The sequence below is a fragment of the Roseitalea sp. genome (assembly GCF_984466335.1).
On sequence record NZ_CFIFWG010000090.1, the window covers coordinates 1 to 12,461 of the forward strand.

Sequence of the window (12,461 nt, forward strand, 5' to 3'; positions counted from 1 at the left end):
CGCGCCGGCGCGCGAAGCGGCCGCGGCGGCCATCGGCGCCCATCTGGCCGCCCATGGCGGCCTCGCCCTTATGATCGACTACGGCCATCGGCGCACGGCCGTCGGCGACACGCTGCAAGCGGTGCGCGAGCACGCCTACGCCGATCCGCTCGCCGAACCGGGCCTTGCCGACCTGACATCGCATGTCGACTTCGAAGCCGTCGCCCGGGCCGCCGCCAAGGCGGGCGCGGTGCCCCCGCCGCCCCTCACGCAGGGCGATTTCCTTGTGGGCTGCGGCATTCTGGAGCGCGCGGGCGCGCTGGGCGCCGGCGCGAACACGGCGGCACGGACGGCGATCGAGGCCGCGGTCGACCGCCTTTGCGGCCATGGCGACGGGCGGATGGGGACGCTGTTCAAGGCTTTGTGCCTGACCGGCACCGGTTTCGGCCGCGCTCCGCCGCCCTTTTCGACCGGTTGACATGACCGCCTCGTTCCCACAGCGTCGGCGCGGCCAAGACGGGATGGTGGACGCATGAACGAACACAGGCCGCCGCTGCTCCAGCCGGTGACGGACGCGGGCCTTGAGGCTTGCGACGCCATGCGCCACGGTTTCTTCACCCGCGTCGGCGGCGTGTCGGAAGGGCTCTATGCCGGGCTCAACGCCGGCTCGGGCTCCGCCGACGATCCAGCGAACGTGCATGAGAACCGCCGCCGCATCGCCGGCTGGCTTGGCGCCGATCCCGCCGCGCTGAGCGGTTGCCACCAGGTCCACTCGGCCGATGTCGTCGCGGTCGACGCGCCCGTTCCGGCCGGCGGCCGCCCGAAGGCCGACGCCCTCGTCACCGCAACGCCCGGCCTGCCGATCGCAGTCCTGACCGCCGATTGCGCCCCCGTCCTGTTCGCCGATGCCGGGGCCGGCGTGATCGGCGCCGCCCATGCCGGCTGGAAGGGCGCGCTGACGGGCGTGCTCGAAAACACCGTGGACGCGATGATCGCGCTCGGCGCGAACCGCCCGGCCATTCACGCGACGGTCGGCCCGACGATATCGCAGGTCAATTATGAGGTCGGTCCCGAGTTCGGCGACCGGTTCCTGGCCGCCGAGCCCGACCATGCGCGCTGGTTCGCGCCGAGCGTCAAGGCGGACCATTTTATGTTCGACCTGCCGGGCTTTTGCGTCGCGCGGCTGGCGGCGGCGGGCGTCGCAGCCTCGGCGACGGGCCGGTGCACCTATGCCGACGAGGCGCGCTTTTTCTCCTACCGTCGCACGACGCATCGCGGCGAACCGGACTATGGCCGGCAGATGTCGGCCATCATGCTCGTCTGACCACACCCCAACCGCAAGGGAGCGCATCGATGGCCCTGCATTTCGACGCCGACGAATTCGCCACGCGCAAGGCGCGCCTGCTGGCCGCCATGGAGGAGGCCAAGCTCGACGCCATGCTGCTGTTCGCGCAGGAGAGCATGTACTGGCTGACCGGCTACGACACGTTCGGCTTCTGCTTCTTCCAGTGCATGATCGTCGAGAAGTCCGGCGAGGTGTCGCTGTTGACGCGCTCGGCCGACCTGCGCCAAGCCCGCCATACGTCCAATGTCGAGACGATCCTGGTGTGGGAGGATCGCGGCAACGCCAATCCGACCAAGGACCTGCGCGCGCTTTTGGCCGACCGCGATCTGCTCGGCGCCCGGATCGGGGTCGAATATGACAGCGCGGGCCTGAACGCCCATTACGGCCACCTGCTCGACGAGCAGATGAAGAGCTTTGCCGACATGGGCGATGCGTCGGCGCTCGTGCCGGGGCTGCGCGCCGTCAAGAGCCCGGCGGAGATCGCCATGGTGCGCAAGGCGGCCGAACTGGCCGACGATGCGTTCGAGGCGGCCATGAAGGCGATCGGCGCCGGCGCCGACGAGGCGGCGATCCTCGCCGCGCTCCAGGGCGAAATCCTTGCCCGCGGCGGCGACTATCCGGGCAACGAGTTCATCATCGGCTCGGGCGAGGACGCGCTTTTGTGCCGCTACAAGTCCGGCCGGCGCACGCTCGGCGAAAACGACCAGCTCACGCTCGAATGGGCGGGAACCTGGCGGCGCTACCATGCCGCGCTGATGCGCACCGTGATCGTCGGGCGGCCGACCGACCGCCACGTCGAGATGCACGCCGCCGCCCGCGCCGCGCTGGAGGCCGTCGAGGGCGCGATGCGGCCCGGCCACACCTTCGGCGACGTGTTCGATGCCCACGCCCGCGCGCTGGAGGCGGCCGGCATGACGCGGCATCGGCTCAATGCGTGCGGCTATTCGCTGGGCGCGCACTTCACGCCATGCTGGATGGACAGGCCGATGTTCTACACCGGAAATCAGGAACCGGTCGTTCCCGACATGACGCTGTTCGCCCACATGATCATCATGGATTCCGACAGCGGCACGGCGATGTCGCTCGGCTGCACCTACCTGACCACGGACACCGCGCCGGAACCGCTTTCAAGGCTCGGCTTTGATTTGCCCGTTGCTTGAGGTAAAAAGACAGACACACCGGGTGACGAGGCGATGAGAGACGATCATGGGCGCAATCGGCGCAACGCGCCCGCCGCGCGTGCGGCTCTGGCCGGCGCGGCGCTTCTGGCCGTGCTCGCCCTCGCCGGCTGCCAGCTTGGCGATGGAACCGCATCGATCCAGGACACGCTCGATCCGGGGAGCGTGCCGGACGCGAGCGAACCGATCGATCCCGGAGCGATCGACCCCGATACGGCAGGCGATAGGCTGGCCGGGACGCCGCCGGCCGAAACCGAGGCCGCCGGCGGCGCTCAGGCCCTCGCCGGCAACGCTCCGCGCGTGCACTTTGCGCCCATCGTCGGCGCGCCGGTCGCGCAGGTCTCGGCGCTGTCCCGACACCTGACGGCCGTGGCCCCGCAGCGCAACATCCGGCTGGAGCCGTCCGCGTCCGCGCAGATCGATCACGAAATCCGCGGCTATTTCTCGGCGCTGAGCGAGAACGGGCAGACCACCGTCATCCACGTCTGGGACGTGTTCACGCCGTCGGGCCAGCGCATGCACCGCATTCAGGGGCAGGAGCGGTTCGCCGGCGCCGGCGGCGATCCCTGGGCGGCGGTGCCCGCCTCGGTGATGGAGGCGGTCGCCGACCGGATGCTCGCCGAATATCTGGCCTGGCGCGGCCAACCGGCGTGAGCGCGGCCCGGAGCACCCGCGCGATTGCCCCGTGTGTAAATTCGACGACATCTTGCAATAGGCCCCGTGACCGCTAAAAGGCGGGCCACGAGACAGGGCGAGCGCGGGACGGCCGATGAAACTCTTTGCTGGCAACTCGAACCGGCAACTGGCCGACTCCGTGGCGAAATATCTGGGCATGAGCGTCGGCCGCGCCAATGTGCGCCGCTTCGCCGACGACGAGATCTTCGTCGAGATCCAGGAGAATGTGCGCGGCGAGGATGTCTTCATCCTGCAATCGACCTCCCGGCCCGCCAACGATCATCTGATGGAAATGCTCATCATGATCGACGCCTTCCGGCGCTCTTCGGCGCGTCGGGTCACCGCGGTCCTTCCTTATTTCGGCTATGCGCGGCAGGACCGCCGCGCCCAGGGACGCACGCCGATCTCGGCCAAGCTGGTCGCCAACCTGATCACCGAGTCCGGCGCCAACCGCGTTTTGACGCTCGATCTTCACGCCGGACAGATCCAGGGCTTCTTCGACATCCCCACCGACAATCTGTACGCGGTCCCGGTGATGGCGCGCGACATTCGCGCCCGCCACAAGGACGTGTCCAACATCACCGTCGTCTCTCCGGACGTGGGCGGCGTCGTAAGGGCCCGCGCGCTGGCCAAGCGGCTCGACGACACGATGCTGGCGATCGTCGACAAGCGGCGCGAGCGGCCCGGCGAGTCCGAGGTGGTCAACGTTATCGGCGACGTTTCGGGCAAGGACTGCTTCCTGGTCGACGACATCGTCGATTCGGGCGGCACGCTGTGCAACGCCGCCGAGGCGATCCTGGAAAAAGGCGCCAGGAGCGTGACCGCCTACATCACCCATGGCGTGCTGTCGGGCAGCGCGGTGGCGCGCATCGAGGGCTCGGCCCTGACCGAGCTGGTCATCACCGACTCGATCCAGCCCACGCCCGAGGTCAACGCGGCCGGGCGCATCCGCGTCCTCTCCATCACCGACCTGATCGGCGAGGCGGTCGCCCGCACCGCGCACGAACAGTCCGTATCGAGCCTGTTCGACTGATCGCGGGGCGGCAGCCACTGCCGGAAAACGGACATGCGCGGTCGACAAGCGCATCCGGCGATATTATTGAGTGACGCTGGCTCGTTCCGGGCACTTTGTCACGCCATGGGCCGTGATCACGCGACTATATTGCTATCGAACTGCCAAACGGAGTAGCAAATCATGTCAATCATCCTAGACCGCCGCACAATCCTGGCCGGCATGGCGGCGCTTGCCGCAACGCGCCCCGGCTTCGCCCAGGACGCCGGGCCGGCCGTGCACGAAGTTCAGATGCTCAATTTCGATCCGGAAAACCGCCGCGAACGGATGGTCTACATCCCCGCCCTTATCGCCGTCAGGCCCGGCGACACGGTGCGCTGGCTTTCGGTCAATCCCGGCCATAACGCCGAATCGATCGCCGACATGATCCCCGAGGCCGCCGAAAGCTGGAAAAGCAGGCCGAGCCAGGACTTCGAAGTCACCCTGACGGTGCCCGGCGTCTACGGATACAAGTGCACGCCGCACTTCGCCACCGGCATGGTGGGCCTGATCATCGTGCAGGGCGAGGGCATGACGGACAATCTGGAAGCCGCCCGCGCGGTCAGGCACCGGCCCCGCCCGACGCAAAAGCGCTTCGAGGCGATGTTCGCCCAGGCCGAGGAAGAGGGCATGCTGACCCTGCCGGAAGCCTGATCGGCGGCGGCTCCCCGGCCCGTTCCGCCGCCCCGGATAGGCGCGCTATGCGGGCAGGAACGTCACGCAGACGCCGGCCAGGGCAGCGGCGCCGAGCACGGCGAAAAGTCCCAGCCTGAGGCCGATCAGCGCGACGGCCGCAGCAAGGCATATCGCTGCGGCCGCCCAGTCCATGTCGGCCCATTGCGGATCGGGCACGAAGAACGGTCCGGCGCGAACATGGCCGAAACCGCCGAACAGGACGGTGAGGCCGAACCAGACGGCCAGATTGGCGATCACGCCGACGATGGCGGCCGTGATGGCGGCGAGCGAGGCCGCAAGCCAGCGCACATGGCGCAACGCCTCGACATAGGGCGCGCCGGCGAAGATCCAAACAAAGCAGGGCGCGAAGGTGAAGAAGGCGGCGCCCAGCCCGCCGAGCAGGCCGCCGGCCAGCGGCTCCACGCCGCCCAGATTGGCACCGCCCAGAAAGCCGACGAACACGAGCACCAGAACCAGCGGCCCGAGCGTGGTCTCGGCAAGGCCAAGACCCATCAGCATTTCGTCGGGAGCCAGCCAGCCGTAGAGATCGACCGCCTGCTGGCCGACATAGGCGAGCACCGCATAGGCCCCGCCGAAGGTGACGATGGCCGTCTGCGAGAAGAACAGCGCCGCATCGGCGAACACATTGCCCCGGCCCAGCAGCAGCACGAGCGCGATGAGCGGCACCAGCCAGATCGCAAGCCACAGCGCCGCCGTGCGCGCCACGGCCCCATGGTCCCGCGCCCCGGCCGCTCCATGGCCCGCCGATGCTTCATCGGTGTTCCCGGCCGATGGCAGCAAGCGCGGCGCGGCGATATGCAGGACGGCGCCGGTCACCGCCGCAAGCGCGATGATGAGCGGAAACGGCAGCCGCAGCATAGCGATTCCGGCAAAGGCGGCCGCCGCGATCAGGATCATCGCGGCCGACCCCAGCGCCCGGCCGGACACCTTGACCAGCGCGTGGACGACGACGGCGAGCACGGCGGCCTTGAGCCCGTAGAGCAGGCCGGCGACGACCGGCATGTCGCCGGCGACCACATAGATCGCCGAAAGGGCGAGCATCATCGCAAGGCCCGGCGCGATGAACAGGGCACCCGCGATCAGCCCGCCGCGCACCCCGTGCATCAGCCAGCCCGCATAGGTGGCAAGCTGCATCGCCTCGGGGCCGGGCAGCAGCATGCAGAAGTTGAGCGCGTGCAGAAACTGCCTTTCGGTCAGCCAGCCCTTTTCCTCGACCAGGATGCGGTGCATCACGGCGATCTGCGCCGCGGGCCCGCCGAAGGAGAGCAGGCCGATGCGGGCAAAGGCGCGCGTGGCTTCTGCCTGCGATACATCGAGCGAGGGGGCGGGGCTGGCAAGATCGGTCATGGCGGGTCCGGCGCGCTTGCTGTGCCTGGCTCATGTGACAGGCAGATGTCCCCCGTCAATCACCAATCGACCGCCTGCCGCCGCCGGCAAGGCAGGCAAGGCGCGCCGCTGGACGGTCCGCGCGACGGCGGCGAGGGCGGGCGCTTGCGCGCACGGACCTTTTCCGTTATGGCACCGCCACCCGCGCCGACACCCTTGGAGGCCGCGCGGCGGGCCGCGTGCGGCCGGTGCCGAGGCCGGCCACGGCCGAAGCGCCACATCTCCTGATGCCCTCGAAAGGAACATGCCATGAGCGAAGGCTACGTGCTCACGGCCGAGGCGCGCGACCGGGTCGGTAAGGGGTCCGCCCGGGCCATTCGGCGCCAAGGCAACATTCCCGCCGTGATCTACGGCGACAACAAGCCCCCCCTGTCGATCACCCTGCCGCGCAAGGATGTCTGGATGAAGATCCAGTCCGGCGGCTTCATGACCACGGTCGGCGAGATCGCGCTCGACGGCAGGAAGCACAAGGTGCTCGCCAAGGACTATCAGCTCGATCCGGTCAAGGATTTCGTGCTTCATGTCGATTTCCTGCGCATTTCGGCCAAGACGACGGTGACCGTGAACATTCCGGTGCATTTCGACAATGAGGACATCTGCCCCGGCATCAAGCTGGGCGGCGTTCTGAACATCGTGCGGCACGAGGTCGAGGTGAACACGCCAGCCGACCAGATCCCCGATTTCTTCACCATCGACCTGGCCGAGGTTCAGGTCGGCGACGCGATCAAGATTTCGTCGGTCAAGCTGCCCGACGGCGTCGAGCCGACGATCACCGACCGCGACTTCACCATCGCGACCATCGCCGCGCCCGGCGGCGGCGTGAAGGGCGAGGACGAGGGCGAGGCGGCCGCCGATGCGGCCGAAGCCACCGAACACAAGGGCGAGGAATAACCCCGCGCCCTTTTCGGCGGAGGCCGCCCGCATGCAGATCATCGCAGGTCTCGGCAATCCCGGCCTCCGCTACGCGGCCAACCGCCACAATATCGGCTTCATGGCGGCGGACGCGGTTGTCGGCCGCCATGTCTCCTTCGGTCCCTGGCAGACCAAATGGAACGCGCAGGTTTCAGAGGGCCGCATCGGCGCCGGCAAGCTGCTCGTCGTAAAGCCGCAGACCTTCATGAACCTGTCCGGCCAGGCGATCGGCGAGGCGATGCGCTTCTACAAGCTCGGCCCCGAAGACCTCACCGTCCTGTACGACGAGCTCGACCTTGCCCCCGGCAAGGTCCGGATCAAGCGCGGCGGCGGCTCGGGCGGCCACAACGGCATCAAGTCGCTCGACGCCCATTGCGGCAAGGATTATCGCCGCGTGCGGCTGGGCATCGGCCATCCGGGCGACAAGGCGCGCGTGCAGGCCCATGTGCTGGGCGATTTCGCCAAGGCCGATGCCGGCTGGCTCGATCCCCTGCTCGACGCGCTGGCGGACAACATCGAGCTGCTGGTCGCGGGCGACGAAGCCAGCTTCATGAACAGGCTGGCGCTGGCCGTCAGCGACAGGGCCAGCGCCCCTGCCCCAAAAGCACGGCCGAAACCGCAAAGCCACATCCGTCAGGCCCGCACCGACAAGCCCGACGCCAGGCCGACGGGCCCGATGGCGCACATGCTCAAGAAACTGCTGGGGAAGTAGTGGCCGGCGGCACGCAAGGCCGACTGTAGGTCCCCCTCCCCGGCGGGGAGAGGTGGGCCCGGCCTCCTACCCTCCGCCCCGGTGGAGGAGAAGAACCCGCCCTGCGGCCCCCTCAAGGCGGAAGCGTGGCACAGGCCCCTTGACCCCCCGTTTTCCTTGCCCGAAAAGCCGGTCCACACCGAACCGAGGACGCGCCTCCCATGGGTTTCAAATGCGGCATTGTCGGCCTGCCCAATGTGGGCAAGTCGACGCTCTTCAACGCGCTGACCAGGACCGCCGCCGCGCAGGCGGCCAACTATCCGTTCTGCACCATCGAGCCGAACACGGGCGAGGTCGCCGTGCCCGACCCGCGCCTTGCGCGGATCGCGGGCATAGCAGCATCGAAGGAAGTCGTGCCGACACGGATCTCCTTCGTCGACATCGCCGGCCTCGTGCGCGGCGCCTCTAAGGGCGAAGGGCTCGGCAACCAGTTCCTCGCCAACATTCGCGAGGTGGACGCGATCGTCCACGTGCTGCGCTGTTTTAAGGACGACGACGTCACCCATGTCGAGGGCCGCATCGATCCGGTGGCCGACGCCGAGACGGTCGAGACCGAACTGATGCTGTCGGACCTTGAAAGCCTGGAGCGCCGCATCGCGCAGGTACGGAAAAAAGCGACCGGCAAGGACAAGGAGGCGCTGACCGTCCTGCCGGTGATGGAACGGGCGTTCGAACTGTTGCAAGACTCAAAGCCCGTGCGGCTCCTGCTCGACGGCATCGCCACGGAAGATCTGGCGATCCTGAAGGGATTGAACCTTCTGACGTCGAAACCGGTGCTCTATGTCTGCAACGTCGCCGAGGACGAGGCGGGCGGCGGCAATGCGCTCAGCGGACAGGTGGCGGAAATGGCCGCCGACCAGGGCGCCCGCACGGTGGTGATCTCGGCGGCGATCGAAGCGGAGATCGCACAGCTTGCAGGGGAGGAAGCGGCCGAATTCCTCGACACGCTGGGCCTTGAGGAAGCCGGACTCGACCGGCTGATCCGCGCCGGCTACGCACTGCTCGACCTGATCACCTTCTTCACCGCGGGCCCCAAGGAAGCGCGCGCCTGGACGATCAGGAAGGGCTCAAAGGCCCCGCGGGCGGCGGGCGCAATCCACACCGATTTCGAGAAAGGCTTCATCCGTGCCCAGACGATCGCCTTTGACGATTACGTCGCGCTCGGCGGCGAGACGGCGGCACGGGATGCCGGCAAGGCCCGCGACGAGGGCAAGGATTATGTGGTGCGGGACGGCGACGTGATGCTGTTCAAGTTCAACGTGTGATCGGCGTGCCCGCCTGTTTCATCCTCGTGCCGTAACAGGGCTCTAATCGCCCGCAAATTCGATCAGCGTGCGCACCGGCACGCCCAGCGCCTCGATCCTGGCGCGCCCGCCAAGATCGGGCAGGTCGATCACGAAACAGGCGGCGACCACGTCGGCGCCCGTCCGCTGCAACAGCTTGACCGCGCCCTCGGCCGTGCCGCCCGTGGCGACCAGATCGTCGACCAGGATCACCTTTTCGCCGGGCGCCACCGCATCCTTGTGCATCTCCATCTCGTCGACGCCATATTCGAGGCTGTAGGCGATGCGCACCGTCTCGTGCGGCAGCTTGCCCTTCTTGCGGATCGGCACGAAGCCGGCCGAAAGCTGATGCGACATCGCCCCGCCGAGAATGAAGCCGCGCGCCTCGACGCCGGCGATCTTGTCGATCTTGGTGCCGGCATAGGGGTGCACCAGCTCGTCCACCGCGCGCCGAAACGCCGATGCGTCGCCAAGAAGCGTCGTGATGTCACGGAACAAAATGCCCGGCCTTGGATAGTCGGCAATCGTGCGGATGGCCGCCTCCAGCGTCTCGCGCAAGGTCATGGATCACAAAGCCCCCAAAGCCCAAACGCGCCCTTGATAGACACAGCCGGGCAAATCGGCAAAGAAAAAGGGGCGCCGGTTGACCCCACCGCCACCCCACCCTACCCTAGGGTTTGTGGGGGTGTCGTCGATGTTCATCGAGATTCGCAACAACGCGATCTGGTTCAAGCAACTTGAGGCCGAGCCTGCCTTGCATGACCGGCTTTCGGCGCTGAACGAGGGCGAGCAGATCGTTTTGAAGGTCGACAATGTCGAAGGACGGTGGGTGCGCATGCGCACCGGACGCGACGGCCGGCCGACGAACGGCATCAGGCCCGTTGGCGCCATGGCGACCGTTTGGGCGCGCCTTCAGGCCAGGCGCGGCGAACTGGTGCGCTTGGAAATGCCAGGTTCGATGTGCGAGGCTTACCTCGTCGGGCTCGACGATTCTCTCGACGAATGGCTGACGGCCGAGGACGAAGAGGCCTTCGGTGACCTTCGACCGGTTTGACGTCGCGCTCACATGGTTTCCGTTCACCGGGCGGCGCGACCGGAAGGTCAGGCCGGTGGTCGTCCTCACGAGCGATGACTTTCACCGCAGCCATGATCACCTGATTGCCGGCATGGTCACGACCGCCGCGCGCGCGCAATGGCGGAGCGATATCGACATCGGAGACTATCGGCATGCCGGGCTCAAAACCCCGTGCGTGATCAGAATGAAGCTCTTCACGCTGCAACTGAACTTGATCTTCGGCCGCATCGGCACCCTGGCTCGACAGGACCGCGAGGCACTGGAGGCAGCGCTCGAACAGGCATTTACAGCGCCGTAGAAAGAGCGCCGAAGCGCCCTTCCACCGTGCGTGCCCTCCTCATCGACGCTGTCAGTGATCGACGCGCGACCAGACTTGCTTTTTGGACAGGTACAAGAGCGCCGCGAAGATCAAGAGGAACACCATCACACGGAAGCCGAGTTGCTTGCGTTCCTCAAGGTTCGGCTCGGCCGTCCACATCAGGAAAGCGGCGATGTCTTTGGACATGTTCGAAACCGTCGCCGGCGTTCCGTCGTCGAACTCGTGCATGTCGTCGAACAGCGGCGGCGCCATGGCGAGCGCGACGCCCTTTGCGAAATAGGGATTGTACCACAGCCCTTCCGCCACATCGACGCCTTCGGGAATGTCGTCCTTGTAGCCCGTCAGCAGCGAGTAGATATAGTCCGGGCCGTTTTCGGCGTAGTTGATGAACGGGTCGATGACGAATTGCGGAAAGCCGCGCTTTGGCGCGCGCGCCTTGGCGATCAGCGACAGATCCGGCGGATAGGCTCCGTTATTGGACGCCCGCGCGGCCGCCTCGTTGGGGAATGGCGAGGGAAACGCGTCGGCGATGTTGGCCGGGCGGAAGAACATGTCGCCGAATTCGTCCGGCCCGTCTTCGACTTCATATTGCGCGGCAAGCGCCTTGATCTGGTCTTCCGAATAGCCCAGCGCCTCGAAATTGCGGAAATGCACCCGGCTGAGCGCGTGGCAGGCCGCGCAGTTCTCGGTGTAGATCTTCAGGCCGCGCTGCAACTGCGCCCTGTCGAACGTGCCGAACGGGCCGGCGAACGTCCAGGACTGCTCGCGCGGCTTGTTCTTCGGATAGGCCGCCGCCCAGGCGCCAGTGGCCATGACCGTGGCGGCGATGGCCGCGACACCGAGCTTGACGAAAATGGTCTTCATCATCTGTGTTCCTGGTCCTCAACCCTTGGCGTCCGGCGCCGCCGTGGCGCCGCCCATCTGCGGCGCGCCTCCGCGGGCCGTGCTGGCCGACTTGTCCAAAACCGCCTCGATGATCGAGTTGGGCAGGCGCCTTGGCTTCTCGATCAGGCCCAGCGCGGGCATGACGAGCAGGAAGAAGCCGAAGTAGAAAGCCGTGGAGAACTGGGCCAGAGCCACATAGACGCCCTCGGCGGGCTGCGAGCCGAGCCAGCCCAAAAAGACCGAGTTGATCACGAACAGCCAGAAGAAAAGCTTGTACCAGGGACGGTAGACCGCCGAGCGCACCTTGGAGGTGTCCAGCCATGGCACGACGAACAGGATCACCACCGCGCCGAACATGGCGATGACGCCGCCGAGCTTTGCGGTGATCGGCCCGATGTCGAAGGTGATGGCGCGCAGGATGGCGTAGAACGGCAGGAAGTACCATTCGGGCACGATGTGCGCCGGCGTCACCATCGGGTCGGCGGGGATGTAATTGTCCGCATGGCCCAGGAAGTTGGGCATATAGAAGACGAAATAGGCATAGAGCGCCAGGAACATGACGAGCGCGAACGCGTCCTTGATGGTCGCATAGGGCGTGAACGGCACGGTGTCGGTCTTCGACTTCACCTCGATACCCGTCGGGTTGGTCTGCCCGGTCACGTGCAGCGCCCACACATGCAGTATGACGACGCCCAAGATCATGAACGGCAGCAGATAATGCAGCGAGAAGAAGCGGTTGAGCGTGGGGTCGCCGACCGCGTAACCGCCGAGCAGAAGCTGCTGGATCGGCTCGCCCACGATCGGGAACGCGGTGAAGAAGCCGGTGATCACCGTCGCGCCCCAGAAGGACATCTGGCCCCAGGGCAACACATAGCCCATGAAGGCGGTCGCCATCATCAGAAGGTAGATGATGCAGCCGAGAATCC

15 protein-coding genes are annotated in these 12,461 nt (G+C 67.0%); 11 read left to right on the forward strand and 4 right to left on the reverse strand.

The annotated features are described in order from the left end of the window. From AC5E6L_RS09485 to AC5E6L_RS09510, 6 genes are all read left to right on the forward strand, one after another. Positions 1–457 (forward strand): SAM-dependent methyltransferase (locus AC5E6L_RS09485; RefSeq protein WP_491772860.1); only part of this gene is annotated, 457 nt, incomplete at its 5' end. A gap of 54 nt (positions 458–511) precedes the next feature. Further along, the gene (gene pgeF / locus AC5E6L_RS09490; protein ID WP_491772862.1) at positions 512–1,303 is read left to right on the forward strand and encodes a peptidoglycan editing factor PgeF; all 792 of its coding nucleotides are present in this window, start codon (positions 512–514) and stop codon (positions 1,301–1,303) included. 29 nt (positions 1,304–1,332) lie between these two features. Next, positions 1,333–2,484 carry a M24 family metallopeptidase gene (locus AC5E6L_RS09495; RefSeq protein WP_491772864.1) on the forward strand — a complete coding sequence of 384 codons (1,152 nt, stop codon included), beginning with the start codon at positions 1,333–1,335 and terminating at the stop codon, positions 2,482–2,484. Between the two features lie 33 nt (positions 2,485–2,517). Further along, positions 2,518–3,156 (forward strand): hypothetical protein, encoded by a 639-nt coding sequence (locus AC5E6L_RS09500; protein WP_491772866.1) that lies wholly within the window; start codon positions 2,518–2,520, stop codon positions 3,154–3,156. Between the two features lie 115 nt (positions 3,157–3,271). Beyond that, positions 3,272–4,210: a ribose-phosphate pyrophosphokinase gene (locus AC5E6L_RS09505; RefSeq protein WP_491229868.1), complete on the forward strand. Its 939-nt coding sequence runs from the start codon at positions 3,272–3,274 to the stop codon at positions 4,208–4,210. Positions 4,211–4,372: 162 nt separating this feature from the next. Then, positions 4,373–4,882, forward strand: coding sequence for a pseudoazurin (locus AC5E6L_RS09510; protein WP_491229867.1), 510 nt, complete (start codon positions 4,373–4,375; stop codon positions 4,880–4,882). Positions 4,883–4,927: 45 nt separating this feature from the next. Here the strand turns inward: AC5E6L_RS09510 and chrA are convergent, their stop codons facing one another. Continuing rightward, positions 4,928–6,271 (reverse strand): chromate efflux transporter, encoded by a 1,344-nt coding sequence (gene chrA / locus AC5E6L_RS09515; protein ID WP_491772869.1) that lies wholly within the window; start codon positions 6,269–6,271, stop codon positions 4,928–4,930. A 288-nt stretch (positions 6,272–6,559) separates the two neighbouring features. On the opposite strand from chrA, the gene AC5E6L_RS09520 reads away from it, so the two are divergent. The 3 genes from AC5E6L_RS09520 (at position 6,560) to ychF (ending at position 9,238) form a co-directional block, all read left to right on the forward strand. After that, complete coding sequence (locus tag AC5E6L_RS09520; RefSeq protein WP_491228625.1) at positions 6,560–7,201, forward strand: 50S ribosomal protein L25/general stress protein Ctc; 642 nt, start codon at positions 6,560–6,562, stop codon at positions 7,199–7,201. A 31-nt stretch (positions 7,202–7,232) separates the two neighbouring features. After that, positions 7,233–7,934 carry an aminoacyl-tRNA hydrolase gene (gene pth / locus AC5E6L_RS09525; protein ID WP_491772871.1) on the forward strand — a complete coding sequence of 234 codons (702 nt, stop codon included), beginning with the start codon at positions 7,233–7,235 and terminating at the stop codon, positions 7,932–7,934. A gap of 200 nt (positions 7,935–8,134) precedes the next feature. Then, the gene (gene ychF, locus AC5E6L_RS09530; RefSeq protein WP_491772873.1) at positions 8,135–9,238 is read left to right on the forward strand and encodes a redox-regulated ATPase YchF; all 1,104 of its coding nucleotides are present in this window, start codon (positions 8,135–8,137) and stop codon (positions 9,236–9,238) included. Positions 9,239–9,280: 42 nt separating this feature from the next. On the opposite strand, the gene AC5E6L_RS09535 is transcribed toward ychF, so the two are convergent. After that, positions 9,281–9,820: an adenine phosphoribosyltransferase gene (locus AC5E6L_RS09535; RefSeq protein ID WP_491228628.1), complete on the reverse strand. Its 540-nt coding sequence runs from the start codon at positions 9,818–9,820 to the stop codon at positions 9,281–9,283. Positions 9,821–9,950: 130 nt separating this feature from the next. On the opposite strand from AC5E6L_RS09535, the gene AC5E6L_RS09540 reads away from it, so the two are divergent. Further along, on the forward strand, positions 9,951–10,310 hold the full coding sequence (locus AC5E6L_RS09540; RefSeq protein WP_491228629.1) for a hypothetical protein: 360 nt from the start codon (positions 9,951–9,953) through the stop codon (positions 10,308–10,310). Then, on the forward strand, positions 10,291–10,629 hold the full coding sequence (locus tag AC5E6L_RS09545; RefSeq protein ID WP_491228630.1) for a type II toxin-antitoxin system PemK/MazF family toxin: 339 nt from the start codon (positions 10,291–10,293) through the stop codon (positions 10,627–10,629). Before AC5E6L_RS09540 ends, AC5E6L_RS09545 begins: the two co-directional genes overlap by 20 nt. A gap of 51 nt (positions 10,630–10,680) precedes the next feature. On the opposite strand, the gene AC5E6L_RS09550 is transcribed toward AC5E6L_RS09545, so the two are convergent. Both AC5E6L_RS09550 and AC5E6L_RS09555 read right to left on the reverse strand, forming a co-directional pair. Next, on the reverse strand, positions 10,681–11,514 hold the full coding sequence (locus AC5E6L_RS09550) for a cytochrome c1 (RefSeq protein ID WP_491228639.1): 834 nt from the start codon (positions 11,512–11,514) through the stop codon (positions 10,681–10,683). 18 nt (positions 11,515–11,532) lie between these two features. After that, positions 11,533–12,461: cytochrome b (locus AC5E6L_RS09555; RefSeq protein WP_491772876.1), on the reverse strand; the 929-nt coding region annotated here is incomplete at its 5' end.